The organism is Plesiomonas sp. ZOR0011 (assembly GCF_000800945.1).
In the GTDB taxonomy this organism is placed as follows: Bacteria; Pseudomonadota; Gammaproteobacteria; order Enterobacterales; family CAMTGL01; genus Plesiomonas; species Plesiomonas shigelloides.
The window spans coordinates 121,384-137,098 of sequence record NZ_JRKB01000025.1; the positions used below are offsets into that span (position 1 = coordinate 121,384).

Annotated in this window: 13 protein-coding genes; 6 read left to right on the forward strand and 7 right to left on the reverse strand. The window is 53.7% G+C overall.

Annotation, left to right across the window (positions count from 1 at the left end; all coding sequences use genetic code 11):
- Window positions 1-344 precede the first annotated feature (344 nt).
- The 6 genes from glmU to dnaA form a co-directional block, all read right to left on the reverse strand.
- The gene (glmU, locus tag L975_RS04495) at window positions 345-1,712 is read right to left on the reverse strand and encodes a bifunctional UDP-N-acetylglucosamine diphosphorylase/glucosamine-1-phosphate N-acetyltransferase GlmU (protein WP_047707419.1); all 1,368 of its coding nucleotides are present in this window, start codon (window positions 1,710-1,712) and stop codon (window positions 345-347) included.
- Window positions 1,713-1,783: 71 nt separating this feature from the next.
- Window positions 1,784-1,966 (reverse strand): hypothetical protein, encoded by a 183-nt coding sequence (locus tag L975_RS18060; protein ID WP_156121094.1) that lies wholly within the window; start codon window positions 1,964-1,966, stop codon window positions 1,784-1,786.
- Between the two features lie 9 nt (window positions 1,967-1,975).
- Complete coding sequence (gene gyrB, locus L975_RS04500) at window positions 1,976-4,384, reverse strand: DNA topoisomerase (ATP-hydrolyzing) subunit B (RefSeq protein ID WP_039046359.1); 2,409 nt, start codon at window positions 4,382-4,384, stop codon at window positions 1,976-1,978.
- Window positions 4,385-4,413: 29 nt separating this feature from the next.
- Window positions 4,414-5,490 (reverse strand): DNA replication/repair protein RecF, encoded by a 1,077-nt coding sequence (gene recF / locus L975_RS04505; protein ID WP_010862997.1) that lies wholly within the window; start codon window positions 5,488-5,490, stop codon window positions 4,414-4,416.
- Window positions 5,491-5,509: 19 nt separating this feature from the next.
- Window positions 5,510-6,610, reverse strand: a complete 1,101-nt coding sequence (gene dnaN, locus L975_RS04510) for a DNA polymerase III subunit beta (protein WP_010862998.1) — start codon at window positions 6,608-6,610, stop codon at window positions 5,510-5,512.
- A gap of 16 nt (window positions 6,611-6,626) precedes the next feature.
- Window positions 6,627-8,012, reverse strand: coding sequence for a chromosomal replication initiator protein DnaA (gene dnaA / locus L975_RS04515; RefSeq protein ID WP_010862999.1), 1,386 nt, complete (start codon window positions 8,010-8,012; stop codon window positions 6,627-6,629).
- 632 nt (window positions 8,013-8,644) lie between these two features.
- Here dnaA and rpmH point away from each other — a divergent pair.
- From rpmH to mnmE, 5 genes are all read left to right on the forward strand, one after another.
- Complete coding sequence (gene rpmH, locus L975_RS17530; protein ID WP_010863001.1) at window positions 8,645-8,779, forward strand: 50S ribosomal protein L34; 135 nt, start codon at window positions 8,645-8,647, stop codon at window positions 8,777-8,779.
- A gap of 20 nt (window positions 8,780-8,799) precedes the next feature.
- A complete protein-coding gene (rnpA, locus tag L975_RS04525; RefSeq protein ID WP_010863002.1) occupies window positions 8,800-9,156 on the forward strand; it encodes a ribonuclease P protein component in 357 nt (118 codons plus the stop codon).
- A complete protein-coding gene (gene yidD, locus L975_RS17535; RefSeq protein ID WP_010863003.1) occupies window positions 9,123-9,380 on the forward strand; it encodes a membrane protein insertion efficiency factor YidD in 258 nt (85 codons plus the stop codon). The genes rnpA and yidD overlap by 34 nt, the downstream gene beginning before the upstream one ends.
- 2 nt (window positions 9,381-9,382) lie before the next feature.
- A complete protein-coding gene (gene yidC / locus L975_RS04530) occupies window positions 9,383-11,005 on the forward strand; it encodes a membrane protein insertase YidC (protein ID WP_039046357.1) in 1,623 nt (540 codons plus the stop codon).
- Between the two features lie 68 nt (window positions 11,006-11,073).
- A complete protein-coding gene (gene mnmE / locus L975_RS04535) occupies window positions 11,074-12,432 on the forward strand; it encodes a tRNA uridine-5-carboxymethylaminomethyl(34) synthesis GTPase MnmE (RefSeq protein WP_010863005.1) in 1,359 nt (452 codons plus the stop codon).
- 121 nt (window positions 12,433-12,553) lie between these two features.
- Here mnmE and L975_RS04540 read toward each other — a convergent pair whose 3' ends face one another.
- Window positions 12,554-14,605, reverse strand: coding sequence for an EAL domain-containing protein (locus L975_RS04540; protein ID WP_052181268.1), 2,052 nt, complete (start codon window positions 14,603-14,605; stop codon window positions 12,554-12,556).
- Between the two features lie 487 nt (window positions 14,606-15,092).
- Here L975_RS04540 and mioC point away from each other — a divergent pair, with 487 nt between their 5' ends.
- Window positions 15,093-15,539 carry an FMN-binding protein MioC gene (mioC, locus tag L975_RS04545; protein ID WP_047707422.1) on the forward strand — a complete coding sequence of 149 codons (447 nt, stop codon included), beginning with the start codon at window positions 15,093-15,095 and terminating at the stop codon, window positions 15,537-15,539.
- Window positions 15,540-15,715 lie beyond the last annotated feature (176 nt).

Below are 15,715 nucleotides of genomic sequence, written 5' to 3' on the forward strand. Positions count from 1 at the left end.
AAGAACTATACCCAAACGACTTGGCGTTGCAGTTAGGCGGCAAGTGAGTGAATCCCCATGAGCATAGGCAAGGCTATGTGATTGGGGGTGAACGAGCGTAGCCAACACCACTGCAACTTCAAGTAGGAAGGGTATAACTCTTAAGTATTAATTAATGAGTACTATTTACAGCATAGTCCAGCTCAACCAGAGACGACGGGAAAAGCACAGCTAGCTATCAACAAGACACAAGCAAGGGCATAAAAGGGATAAAAAAAGGGCTGAGAAGACTCAGCCCAGAAAGGTAATACACGCTATTTATTATGTTTGTTACCGGAATTGAAACTTATCAGCAGAGCTGAGGGTTATTTTTTAACCGGACGCTGCCAGTTGCGAATATGGCGCTGCGCAGCACGGCTGATCACCAGCTCACCTTCCGCCACATCTTTGGTAATGGTGCTGCCCGCTCCAATGGTCGCGCCATCCGCGATCGCTACCGGCGCAATCAACTGGGTATCCGAGCCCACAAACACATCGTTGCCGATGGTGGTCTGGAATTTGTTCACGCCATCATAGTTACAGGTAATAGTACCCGCGCCGATATTCACGCGCTCGCCGATCACCGCATCGCCCAAATAGGTCAGGTGATTGGCTTTTGAGCCTTGGCCCAATACCGCTTTTTTCATTTCCACGAAGTTACCGACGTGGGAATGATCGTGCATCACCGCCCCCGGACGCAGACGCCCAAACGGACCGACGCTACACGCATGACCGACGCTGGCATCTTCAATCAGGGTGTACGGCTTGATTTCAGTGTCATCAGCCACCGTGCAGTTTTTCAGCACACAGCCCGTTCCCACGCGCACGCGGTTACCCAGCACTACCTGACCTTCCAAAATTACGTTGGTATCAATCACCACATCACGGCCACACTGCACGCTACCGCGCAGATCAAAACGGGCCGGATCCAGCAGCATCACCCCTGCTTCCAGCAAGCGATCGGCTTGCTCGCCTTGGTAAATACGCTCTAAACGCGCCAATTGCTGACGATTGTTCACCCCTTCCACTTCGTAGAAGTGGTTCGGATGCACCGCCACAATCTCATGCTGCTCTTCGTAAGCCATGGCGATGACATCAGTCATGTAGTACTCGCCTTTGGCATTGTTGTTGGTCAGCTTCGCCAACCAACGCTTCAGGTTCTTGCCGTCCGCCACCAGAATACCGGTGTTCACTTCACGGATCGCCAGCTGTTCAGCGCTGGCATCTTTGTGCTCGATAATGCCCGCCACCTTGCCGTTTTCACGCAGGATACGGCCATAACCAGCAGGGTTATCCAGCTTCGCCGTCAACAAACCAATGCCATTCACCGGCTTGGCTTGCAGCAGACGCTTCAGTGTATTGGCGGAAATCAACGGCACATCCCCGTACAGCATCAGCACCACTTCATCGTCAGCAAAATGCGGCGCGGCTTGTTGCATCGCATGACCGGTACCCAGCTGTTCCGCTTGGATCACCCAATTCAGATCATCACCACTCAGACGTGCCTGCAGCTGATCGCCGCCGTGGCCGTAGATCAGATGGATATTTTCGGCACCGATACTACGTGCCGTATCAATCACGTGAGACACCATCGGTTTACCGGCAATTGGATGCAGCACTTTTGGCAGATCGGAATGCATCCGAGTGCCTTTACCGGCTGCCAGAATAACCACGCTGAAATGTTGATTTGGCATGCTAAAAACCTGAATTGAATAAGGATACTGGTTCAATCGGTGCACTCTGTATTTCGCACGGACTGACTTATTTATGCGCTAAGTGTAACGGAACCACAGATAAAGAAAACCTGTCGCCGATCACCGACACCAATGGTAATTAATTGATTTTTAATAATATAAAGAGAGGCAATGAGATCCTGTCGATCCGCCAGATATGAAAAAAGAGGGGCAAGCCCCTCTTTTTTGCGTTTTTTTTCACCGTCATCTGACATTAACCGGGGTTACACGTCCAGGTTAGCGTTGAGCGCATTTTGCTCGATAAAGGCACGACGTGGCTCAACCTCGTCCCCCATCAGGGTAGTGAACAGCTGATCAGCGGCAATCGCATCTTTGATGGTGACCTGCAGCATACGGCGGCTGTTTGGATCCATGGTGGTTTCCCACAGCTGATCTGGGTTCATTTCGCCCAGACCTTTGTAACGCTGCAGTGAGAAGCCTCGACGCGACTCTTTCACCAGCCACTCCAGCGCCTGCTCGAAGCTGGCCACCGGCTGACGACGCTCACCACGCTCCACAAACGCGCCCGCATCCAGCAGGTCACGCAGCTGGCTACCCAGCGCGCAGATCCGGTGATATTCACCGCCGTGGATGAAATCGAAGTCCAGCAGATACTGGGTGTCGATACCGTGAGTACGCACCGTAACCACCGCTTCAAACAGGTGACGCTCATGGTTTTCACGAATTTCACAGCTGTAGGTGCTACCGGAAGTCTCTTTCTCGGTCAGCTTAGCCACCAGCGCTGAGGCCCACTCGGTCAGCGCCGCTTGGTTGTTCAGCGCCTGCTCGTTCAGAGTCGGATGATAAATCAGCTCTTTGAGCAGCGCCTCAGGGTAACGACGGGTCATGCGCGCAATCAGCTTGTGTACGGAATTGTACTCTTTAACCAGTGTTTCCAGCGCCATACCAGACATCGCTGGGGCATGCTCGTTGACATACAAGCTCGCGCCATCCAGTGCCAGCGCAATCTGGTACTGATCCATCGCCTCATCATCTTTGATGTACTGCTCTTGCTTGCCTTTTTTCACCTTATACAGCGGCGGCTGGGCGATATACACATAGCCACGCTCGATGATTTCTGGCATCTGACGATAGAAGAAGGTCAATAGCAGGGTGCGGATGTGAGAACCATCCACGTCGGCATCGGTCATGATGATGATGCTGTGATAACGCAGCTTGTCTGGGTTGTACTCATCGCGGCCAATCCCGCAGCCCAGCGCAGTGATCAGGGTAGCCACCTCTTGTGAAGAGAGCATCTTGTCAAAACGCGCCTTTTCCACGTTCAGGATCTTACCCTTCAGTGGCAAAATAGCTTGGTTTTTACGGTTGCGGCCCTGCTTGGCGGAGCCGCCTGCAGAGTCACCCTCGACAATGTACAGTTCAGACAGCGCCGGATCGCGCTCTTGGCAATCGGCCAACTTACCTGGCAAACCGCCTAAGTCGAGCGCCCCTTTACGCCGAGTCATTTCACGCGCTTTACGTGCCGCTTCACGCGCACGCGCCGCATCGATGATCTTGCCGACCACAATCTTGGCGTCGTTCGGGTTTTCCAGCAGGTACTCTTGCAGACGCTCGCCCATCAGCGATTCCACCGCTGGCTTCACTTCTGACGACACCAGTTTGTCTTTGGTCTGGGAAGAGAACTTCGGATCAGGCACTTTCACCGAGATCACCGCGGTCAGGCCCTCACGGGAGTCATCACCGGTCATGTTGATCTTGGCTTTCTTGGCAAAGCCTTCTTTTTCGATATAAGCGTTCAGGGTACGGGTCATCGCGGCACGGAAACCGGCCAAATGGGTACCACCATCGCGCTGTGGAATGTTGTTGGTAAAGCAGTACAGGTTTTCTTGGAAACCGTCATTCCACTGCAACGCCACTTCCACACCAATGCCATCTTTCTCGCTGGAGAAATAGCACACTTTATCGTGAATTGGGTTTTTGTTGCGGTTGAGGTATTCCACAAACGCTTGAATACCACCTTCGTACTTAAAGTGATCCTGCTTGTCGTTACGCTTGTCGAGCAGATGAATCGACACGCCAGAGTTCAGGAACGACAGCTCACGCAGACGCTTAGCCAGGATCTCGTACTGGAATTCGATATTGGTGAAGATGGTTGGGCTGGGCCAGAAACGCACTTGGGTACCGGTGGCATTGGTATCACCGACCACAGCCAGCGGCGCTACCGGCTCACCCAGATGGTATTCTTGGGTGTGCACTTTGCCTTCACGGCGGATCATCAGCTCCAGCTTATCCGACAGGGCGTTAACCACCGATACCCCTACCCCGTGCAGACCACCGGATACTTTATAGGAGTTATCGTCAAACTTACCACCGGCGTGCAGTACGGTCATGATCACTTCGGCCGCTGACACCCCTTCTTCTGGGTGAATGCCGGTAGGAATACCGCGACCATCATCCTGTACGGAAACCGAGTTATCGGCATGGATGGTCACCACGATATCTTTACAGTGACCGGCCAGCGCTTCGTCGATCGCGTTATCAACCACTTCGAACACCATGTGGTGCAAACCGGTGCCGTCATCGGTGTCACCGATATACATGCCGGGACGCTTACGGACTGCGTCCAGCCCTTTCAGAACCTTGATACTTGAAGAGTCATAGGTGTTCGACATTAGAATATCTCGCCTTCTATCCTGCACACTCATTGTGCACTTATTTTGCCATGTTCCACGCGGAACATCCTGCCCTTTTCGCCGGTCATGTCGCTGACCTGATCTGGGCTAATCGCGCTGACAAATACCTGCGCGCCGGTCTGTTTTAGCTTTTCCGCCAGCAGCTGACGCCGCCCACGATCCAGCTCAGAGGCAAAATCATCAATCAAATAAATACACTGACGTGCACTGCGCTGGGTCAAATACTGTCCCTGCGCCAGACGCAATGCACACATTAACAGTTTCAGCTGCCCACGGGAGAGCACATCCTCCACCGGAGTACCGGCGGCGCGGAATCGAAAGTCCGCCTTATGTGGCCCTACCGCGGTATAAGTCAGTGCCCGATCGCGTTCAAAATCACGCTCCAGCACCTGCGCATAATCCGCGCCTTTTTCCCAGCCGCGATGAAAACTGACGCTCACTGGGATCTCGGGTAAAAATAGCGCACAGGTCTGCTGGATTTCTTGGGCAATAGCAGCGGCATATTGCGCCCGCCACTCACTCACCTGAAGGGCTAATTGTACCAGCTCCCGGTCCCAAGGGCGTAACTCTGCGTAACGGCGAACCTGTTTCAGGGCCGCATTTCGTTGTTTTAGCAAACGCCGCAGGTTACTCCAGGCGGCATAAAAGCCCGGTTCATCGTGAAACAGGCCCCAATCGAGAAAAGCACGCCGGTATTTCGGCCCGCCACTGAGCAGGGTAAAGCCTTCCGGCGTGATCAGCTGCATCGGCAGCAGTTGCGCCAAGGCCGCCACTTTCTGCCCATCTTGACCATCGATCCGCACGCGGGTGTCGCCTTGCCGCGTTTTCTGTAAGCCCAGCGACACCGGATGGCCCCCCTCATCAAGGCGGCCATGCAAAATAAAATGCGGCTTATCTTGCTGGATCACGCGCCCAGCCAATTGGCTTTTGAACGAGCGCCCGTGGCCAAGATAGTAGATGGCCTCCAGCAAACTGGTTTTCCCGCTGCCGTTAGCGCCGACCAAAAAATTAAAGCCAGGGTCGAACGCCAAATCAGCCTGCGCGATATTACGAAAATCCTGCACCAGCAGGCGTGACAAGGCCATGAAAGGTTATGTCAAACGACTACAGACGCATCGGCATCACGACGTACACCGCCGCATCGCTGGCACAATCTTCAATTTGCGCACTGGAAACCGAATCCGACAGCAGCAGGCGCACGCGCTCGCACTTGAGGGTATTCAGTACATCCAGCACATAGCTGACGTTAAAGCCGATCTCCAGCTCTTGCCCTTGATAGGCCACATCAACAATCTCTTCCGCCTCTTCCTGCTCGGGGTTATTGGCGGTGATCTTCAGCTGTCCCGGCACAATGTGCAGACGCACGCCGCGGAATTTCTCGTTCGACAAAATTGCCGCGCGGGAAAACGCTTGTTTGAGCTCATCGCAACCGGCTTCCAGTTGCTTATCCGGATTTTTCGGCAATACCCGACGGTAATCGGGGAAGCGGCCATCCACCAGCTTGGAGGTAAAGGTGAAATCGCCAACAATCGCCCGCAGGTTACCGCGGCCAATTTGCAGCAGCAGCGGCGTATCACCACCATCGAGCAGACGCACCAGCTCCAGTACCCCTTTACGCGGCACGATCACCGAATGTGGCGGTAAGGTCTGGCCCACCGGCATACTGCACACTGCTAGGCGGTGGCCATCGGTGGCCACGGTACGCAAGCTGTCGCCTTCGGTTTCAAATAGCATACCGTTTAAGTAATAACGCACATCTTGGTGCGCCATCGAAAACTGGGTGGCATCAATCAGGCGGCGCAAGGTGGCTTGCGGCAGTGCAAACTCCACTTCACTTTGCCAATCATCCAAATTCGGGAAATCCGCCGCCGGCAAGGTCGACAGCGAGAAACGGCTGCGCCCCGAGCGCAGCAGCGCACGCTCGCCCTCAAGCAAGACGGTAATTTCCGCTCCGTCAGGCAAACCGCGGCAGATATCCAGAAACTTACGTGCCGGCACGGTCACCGCGCCCGGCTGCAATTCACCTTGCAGCGGCAAACGCACCACCATCTCGACTTCCAGATCGGTGCCGGTGATCGACAAACTGCCGTCAGCCACCTGCAGCAACAGGTTCCCCAGAATCGGCAGCGAAGGACGGCCACCCAAGGCGCCGCAGACTTGCTGCAGCGGTTTTAGCAGACGTTCACGTTCAACGATAAATTTCATGGCGTTATGCTGACCATTATGATGAGAGTGTTCGGATTAAATTAGAAAAATCTTCTTTAATATCATGGCTTTCTTCACGCAGCTGCTCAATCTTACGGCAAGCATGCAGCACGGTCGTATGATCGCGCCCACCAAAAGCATCACCGATTTCCGGCAAGCTATGGTTGGTCAGCTCTTTGGCCAACGCCATCGCCATCTGGCGTGGACGTGCCACCGAGCGTGAACGGCGCTTCGACAGCAGATCCGCCACTTTAATCTTGTAGTACTCAGCCACGGTCTTTTGAATATTGTCGATAGTGACCAGCTTTTCCTGCAGCGCCAGCAGATCGCGCAGCGCTTCGCGCACAAAATCAATGGTGATCGCACGGCCAGTGAAGTTGGCGTTGGCAATCACGCGGTTCAATGCGCCTTCCAGTTCACGCACATTGGAGCGCAGACGTTTGGCGATAAAGAACGCCACTTCATCCGGCAGACGAATATTGTTCTCGTCGGCCTTTTTCATCAAGATGGCGACCCGCGTCTCCAACTCTGGCGGCTCAATGGCCACCGTTAAGCCCCAACCAAAGCGCGACTTAAGACGATCTTCCACCCCGTTGATCTCTTTTGGATAACGATCCGAGGTCAAAATGATCTGCTGATTACCTTCCAGCAGGGCATTAAAGGTGTGGAAAAACTCTTCTTGCGAACGCTCTTTGTTAGCAAAAAACTGAATATCATCGATTAACAGCGCATCGACACTGCGGTAATAACGCTTGAACTCTTCAATGGCGTTATTTTGCAGTGCTTTCACCATATCTTGCACAAACCGCTCGGAGTGCATGTACACCACTTTGGCGTTCGGCTTACGGGCAATAATGCCGTTCCCCACCGCGTGCAGCAGGTGCGTTTTACCCAGACCCGTACCGCCGTATAAAAACAGTGGGTTATAGGCACCACCCGGGTTATCCGCCACCTGACGGGCGGCCGCACGCGCCAGCTGGTTAGATTTACCTTCGACAAAGTTATCGAAGCAGTGCTTCGGATTGACATTGGAGCGGTGATTGATATCCGGACGCACCGCTGGCGCGCTATCCCAGCTACGCTGCGGCGCTGCGCTCGGCGCACTAATCGGCTGCCGACTGACACTGGCGGTCGGCTCGGGCAGTACCACACTGACCGGCTTACTGCCTATTTCAAAGCGCAACTCCGGCGTATCGGTACCACAATAATCATTCAGCAGGCGGTTGATGCTGTTGAGATACTTATCTCGTACCCAATCCAGCACAAAACGGTTTGGCGCATACAACGTCAGTGTATTGTCGCGCAGCTCCGCCTGAAGGGGACGGATCCACATGCTGAATTCGGTGGCTTGTAGTTCGTCCTGCAAACGGGCAAGACACTGCTGCCAAAGCGAAGATGACACGGCGGACTCCACTCGAACAATACCTATAAGAAAAGGGGAAACATTCTATTCCAGATGCCATCCTGATCGCTAGTCAGATCAGGATCGTGAACCGGGGATCATAGCCTAAAGCCGCGGTAAGATCTTCTGTTATCCACAGAAAAATCACATGTTGGATCGACAGAGTGCTGCACAGCTTCCAGAGTCTGGCGACCATTTTTGTGCGTCAAGCACGCCAGAGATGTGGATAACCGAGCGGTTTTCCCCGCTTAAGGCCGATTCCCTTGTAGAGTGGATCACGCCGGCGCTCATCCACACGACTATCCACATCGCTATCCACAAAGTGTCGATCTGCCTTATAAAGGAGAATCCGCACAGGAGGATCATCACGATCCTTGTACTTATACTGCGCATGCGTATAATTCACGCTTCGAGCGAAACTTACGTAGATTGACGTGTATTGAACAGATGCTGATTGACTCAGGATTGTACAATCACTACAATTCTGCCTCTTTTGAGGCGCCATTTTATTCAAATCTGTCTGCCGCCTGTAGTCTCTACAGGAAAAAGCAGGGCTGAATAAGCGCTCGCCGTTTTACGTATTTACGTAATGCGTATACTGATCAGTAATACAGCTTTAGGTAGAAATCGCCATGAAACGCACTTTCCAACCATCAGTTCTGAAGCGTTCCCGCACCCACGGCTTCCGTGCTCGTATGGCCACCAAAAATGGTCGTCAAGTACTGGCTCGTCGTCGTGCAAAAGGCCGCTCCACTCTGTCAGCTTAATTCTGAACACTGAACATAGTGTGATTAAGCTAGCTTTTCCTCGGGAGTTACGTTTGTTAACTCCCGCTCAATTTAGCTTCGTTTTCCAGCAGCCCCAACGGGCCGGCTCTCCCCAGCTTACTATTCTTGCGCGATCCAACGATCTGGGCCATGCTCGTTTAGGCCTCACTGTGGCCAAAAAACATGTCAAGCGTGCTCACGAGCGTAACCGCATCAAACGTTTGGTACGGGAAAGCTTCCGTCTCAATCAACATGAACTGCCTGCGGTAGACTTCGTGGTGATTGCGAAAAAGGGCATTGCCGATCTCAGTAACCCTGAGTTGACGGAGCTTCTGAGTAAATTATGGCGTCGCCATTCTCGCCTCTCGCGTGGTTGATGATACTATTCATCAAAGTCTATCAGTGGGTCATCAGCCCTCTGATAGGCCCCCGTTGTCGCTTTCAACCTACCTGTTCACATTACGGAATTGAGGCATTGCGCCGGTTTGGAGCATTAAAAGGTAGTTGGTTGACAATCAAACGCATATTAAAATGCCACCCTTTGAACCCCGGTGGGTACGATCCCGTGCCAGCCAAATCTGACGATAACAGAGAACACTGAAGATGGATTCCCAACGTAACCTCCTTCTCATTGCTCTGCTTTTCGTGTCGTTCCTGGTGTATCAGCAGTGGAATACTGACTTCGGTCCTAAGCCTGCTACTGAAATCACACAACAGGCCAACGCGAAAACAGCAGCCGACGTCCCAGCCCAGGCTAACAGTGCGCAAGCACTCGACAGCAGCACACAGGGTCGTCTCATTACTGTGCAAAGCAATGTCCTGCGTCTGACCATCGACACCTTAGGTGGTGACGTGGTGAAGGCCGAATTGCTGCAATACCCAGAATCTCTGGATTCCAAGCAGCCTCTGGTATTGCTCAATGACAACGCCAAGCATGTGTACGTGGCGCAAAGTGGCCTGATTGGCAGCAACGGAATTGACACCGTCGCCGGTCGTGCTCAATACCAGATTGAAGGCGATCACTTTACGTTGGGCGAAGGCCAGAAGGAACTGAAGATCCCGCTGACTCTGGTTAAAGACGGTGTGACTTACACCAAAACCTTCGTTATCAAGCCAGACAGCTACGCTATCGACGTGGATTACAGCATTGCTAACCAAACCGATAAGCCGGTTCAGGTGCAGCTGTACGGTCAAATCAAGCAGACCATCACCGAGAAAAGCAGCAGCCTGACCATGCCAACCTACCAAGGTGGCGCTTACTCTTCTGCCGATACCCGCTATAAGAAGTACAGCTTCAAGGATATGCAGGAGAAGAATCTGGCTATCAGCACCAACGGTGGCTGGGTTGCGATGATGCAACACTACTTCGTGAGTGCTTGGGTGCCGCCAAGTGCTGAAACCAACCAACTGTACAGCCGTGACAGCGATGGCGTTGCCTTTATCGGCTTCCGTGGTCCAGAAACCACCGTTGAAGCAGGCAAAACCGCCGAGCTGAACAGCATTTTGTGGGTGGGTCCAAAACTGCAAGACGCCATGGAAAAAGTGGCGCCGAACTTGGATCTGACCATCGACTACGGTTGGCTGTGGTTCATTGCTAAACCAATGTTCCAGCTGCTGCAATTCCTGCACGGTATTGTCGGTAACTGGGGTGTAGCAATTATCCTGATCACCTTTATCGTGAAAGGTCTGCTGTATCCGCTGACCAAAGCACAGTACACCTCCATGGCCAAAATGCGCATGCTGCAGCCAAAACTGCAAGCGATGCGTGAGCGTCTGGGCGACGACCGCCAGCGCATGAGCCAAGAAATGATGGAGCTGTACAAGAAAGAGAAGGTTAACCCACTGGGTGGCTGTCTGCCGCTGCTGCTGCAGATGCCAATCTTCATCGCCCTGTACTGGACGCTGATGGAATCGGTGGAACTGCGTCATGCGCCGTTCATGCTGTGGATCCATGACTTGTCTGCACCGGACCCATACTACATCCTGCCAATTCTGATGGGTGTATCGATGTTCTTCCTGCAGAAGCTGTCACCAAGTGCGGTTACCGATCCTATCCAGCAGAAAGTGATGAACTTTATGCCGGTGATGTTTACCGTCTTCTTCTTGTGGTTCCCATCGGGTCTGGTGCTGTACTGGCTGGTCTCCAACTGCGTAACCATTATTCAGCAGCAGGTTATCTACCGCAGTCTAGAGAAAAAAGGGCTGCATTCACGCGATAAGAAATAACCCGCGCTGATGACATTTTTTACCACAGGCGACCCGCGGGTCGCCTTTTTTTCAGGAGGAGCTCCCTCATGAATGACACTATCGTGGCTCAAGCCACACCGCCTGGTCGTGGTGGGGTCGGTATTTTACGTATCTCTGGCCCGCAAGCGGTCAGCATTGCCGAAACGGTGCTCGGTCGCTGCCCCAAACCGCGTTACGCCGATTACCTGCCGTTTCGTGATAGCGATGGCAGCGTGCTGGACCAAGGTCTGGCGCTGTACTTTAAAGGCCCACACTCCTTCACCGGTGAAGATGTGCTGGAGCTGCAAGGCCACGGCGGACCGGTAATTTTGGATCTGCTGCTCAAGCGGATTTTGCAATTTCCCGGAGTGCGAGTCGCACGTCCAGGTGAGTTTTCCGAGCGCGCGTTTCTCAACGACAAGCTGGATTTAGCCCAAGCCGAAGCGATTGCCGATCTGATTGATGCCAGCTCAGAACAAGCGGCGCGTTCGGCGGTAAACTCGCTGCAAGGCGCGTTCTCACGGCGTATCGAAGCGCTGGTGGAATCGTTGATCCATCTGCGTATGTACGTGGAAGCAGCGATCGATTTTCCGGACGAAGAGATCGATTTTCTCTCCGACGGCAAAGTCAGCCACGATCTGCGAGGGATCATGCAGCAGCTGCAACAGGTCCGTAGCGAAGCGCGCCAAGGCTCGTTACTGCGCGAAGGGATGAAAGTGGTGATTGCCGGTCGTCCGAATGCCGGCAAATCCAGCCTGCTGAACGCCTTAGCCGGCCGTGAAGCGGCAATTGTTACCGACATCGCCGGTACCACTCGCGACGTGCTGCGCGAGCATATCCACATCGACGGTATGCCGCTGCACATCATCGATACCGCCGGTCTGCGCGAAGCCACCGACGAAGTGGAGCGGATCGGTATTGAACGCGCGTGGGACGAAATCGCCAAAGCCGATCGCGTACTGTTCATGGTCGATGGCACCACCACTACCGACAGCGATCCGCAAGCTATCTGGCCGGAGTTCATGCAGCGTCTGCCACACGGCATTCCAGTGACTGTGATCCGCAACAAAGCCGACTTAACCGGCGAAACGCTGGGCCTGAGCGACGAGCATGGCCATACCTTGCTGCGTCTGTCGGCGCGCAGTGGCGACGGTGTAGAGTTGCTGCGTCAGCACCTGAAAGAGAGCATGGGCTTTGAAAGCAGTCTGGAAGGGGGCTTTTTGGCGCGTCGTCGTCACCTGCAAGCGCTGGAGCAAGCCGATCAGCACCTGCAACAGGGCGAAGCACAGCTGCTCGGCTACAACGCCGGAGAGCTGCTGGCCGAAGAGCTGCGTTTAGCGCAACAAGCGTTAGGCGAGATCACCGGCGAGTTTAGCTCCGATGATCTACTCGGTCGCATCTTCACCAGCTTCTGCATCGGGAAGTAAGCGCGTCGCGCTGCCGAAACATAATCTCAGCAGCCCCTCGTGTTGCCCCCAAAGCGGTCTGATTCAGGCCGCTTTGGCATTATCTCAGCGCGGCAAACAGACGCCACTACGTCTTACGGTCTTACGGCAAGTCACTCTCTGTAGCACGTAAAAACTCACTCACCGCCTCCAGCGGTTGCGGACGGGCAATCAAGAACCCTTGCACCCGATCCACGCCACATTCGCTGACAAACGCCAGCTCCTGCTCAGTTTCAACCCCTTCGGCAACCACCTGACAAGGCGCCAACTGACCGATTTGTACCAACAAGCGGTATAACTCACGCCCTTTCGGCGCCGTGCAGTCCAGCAGTAATGAGCGATCCAATTTCACTTTATCGAATGGGTATTTCATCAGATGAGGGAAAGAGGCAAAACCGGCGCCAAAATCATCCATCGCCACCTGACAACCCATCGCCTGCAACGCTTGCATGGTGTCTAATAGCTGTGAACGGTTATCCAACGCCGCCTCTTCGGTGATCTCAATCTCCAGCCGCGTTGGCACAATGCCAAAGTGCGCCAAGCGCCCTGCCAAATAAGGCACAAACTCCGCTTGGCTGATGGTGCGCGCCGAAATATTCACGCTCACGCGCATGTTGGGCGCCGCAGGCAGGCGTTGTAGGTCAGCCAACACCAGATCCACCACCCGTCGATCCAGCTCTGGCATCGCATCCAACAGCTGAAAATCGGCCACAAAGGCCGGCCCATGCAACAGCCCACTAGCATCACGGTAGCGCAGCAATGCCTCAAAACAGTGCCCAGCCTCACCTTGCACAGCGTGCTGACGCTGATAGTGCATCACCAGTGCGCCCGTACGCAAAATTCGCGTCACCCGCCGCTGGGCATTGGCGCGCTGCAAACTGGCCTGCGCCGATGCGCGCATCTCTGCGAGCAATGCACTAAAGGTCACGCGCTCCACACCACTGGTGACCGCAGACCCCATCCGTTGCCCTTGGCCAGCAAAGGCCAGATAAAATGGCCGATACAGCGCCGTCCCCACTACAATCAGCAGTAGTTGCAACAGCGCCCCGCTCACCTGCTCGCCCATTGCCAGATAGCCACTTAATAGCGGCGGCGTCATCCAATCGACAATGGTCACCACAGGGCTGACCCATCCATAACTGATCGCCAGATAAGCCAGCACAAAACTGACCAACGGCACTCCAATAAAAGGAATGATCAGCAAGGGGTTAAAAATAATCGGTAAGCCAAACAGCAACACTTCATTGATGTTAAACAGCACCATCGGCAAGGCAGCAAAAGCCAGCATCAAGTGTTTACGATCACGAGAAAACAGCAAAATACACAGCAGTAGGGAAATGCTGTTACCCGAGCCACCCATCGACAAAAATGCATCATAAAAGCCTTGGCTAATGGTATGCAGCGGCGCTTGCCCAGCCTGCCACGCGGCTAAATTCTCTTGAGTCACCGCAAACAGCATCTGTTTCACGGACAATAAAAAGTTATGCCCGTTAATGCCCACCGAACCGAGGGCGCCCAGAATAAATTGATACATCAAACCGCCGCTCAAGGTCAGCGGATCGGGGCGATAATGGCTAAGCAGCCCAGTAAACAGTGCAATCCCGGCTCTTGTCAGCGCCGCCACCCACAGCGCCAGCAAGCAAAACAGTAAAAATTGACCGACTTGGCGTAGCAATAACAGGGCAAAATCTGCCGATTGTGGCTGCAACTCCCGAAACCGAAAGCAGCGACAAAACAGCAGCGTGATGACCGCACTGAGCATGGCCAACAACGGATTATTCGGCAGATGCAAGGTGCCAGCAAACAGACCGTTCACGCCCGACACCACATAGAGCAAGGTCAAGGCATACAAAATAAACGCGGCGCTGTTAAACGAGGTCTTATGCGATAGGTAGTAGCTGATCACCACGCACAGGGCCAGCGGGTATAAGTTGATCAGAATATCGGACAGGTGAAATAACTGCGCAGCGGCAGCCGGCCAATGGGCATACGACAGGGCTTGCCCCGACAGCACCGTCAGCGCATTGGCGAGCGTTAACGGTAGCAACAATAAGGCAATAGCAGAGATATCATAAAGATAGGTGCTATACCCCGTACGCAGGGGGGAAAATGGCAACGAACGCCAACGCGATAGCAAAGACAGGAAACACCTCATGGCCAAGCTCGGTATCACTTCAGGTTACGCATGTGCTGTCGTCCCTGTCGGCCAACATGCTCTTTAAGGCCGCCTTCCGTTGCCATACCAGCAACGAACCATAAACGCTCTCGGGACTTGTCCTTAGGACACCGGAAAAGCAGGCGGCAAACGGATCTCCGTAGTCAACATGACGCACCGATCATACTCTGTGCCACGTCATAACCTGTTAGCGATAAATGCGTGCAACAGACGCGCTAAGCCATTAAAGGGCCGAAAACCGAGTGGATCCCCACTTTACGGATGATCCACACACCAACGACGCCCACACCGTTCAGTGGATGCAAATCACCGGATCAGAAAAGTTATCCACACGATCTTCCCAACTCTAGGCAAGGGTACGATCCCGGCATACAATGACCGCCATCACAACGTAAGATCGTGTTGATACCGCGTCCTGAGTAAATACGCGCTAGGCAAATACGAGTTAGTACAGGTAAGTATTGTTATGACATCCATCAGCTTGATCACCGGCAGCACTCTCGGCGGCGCCGAATATGTGGCGGAACATCTGGAAAGCCTGTTACAGCAGCAAGGCTATGCCACTGAGGTTTTACACGGTCCACAGCTGAGCGACATCCCCTCCGATAGCCTGTGGCTGCTGATCAGCTCAACCCACGGAGCTGGTGAGGTTCCCGATAACCTGCAACCGCTGCTGCAGCAACTGCAACAAAGTACCGATCTGCACGACCTGCGCTATGGCCTGATTGGTTTGGGTAGCCAAGCTTACGATACCTTTTGTCAGGCGGTGAAAACCTTAGATCAGGTTCTGCAAGCCAAAGGCGCGCAACGGATCGGTGAACGCTTAGAAATTGATGTAAGCACCGGAGTTATCCCCGAAGATCCGGCCGAGGTCTGGCTTGAGCAGTGGATAACTTTACTGGATAAACAGTAAAAAATATTTTTCGGTTATCACTGTGGATCTCTGTGGATAAGCACTGATCATACACAGGGATAACCGGTATTTATTCAAAGAACAACTCACCATGTCTCAGGCCTCTGTGGATAAACCCCACTTTTGATCCCAGCTTGTCCGCCCTAGGATCACGGATCTTCCACAGTAAATGATCC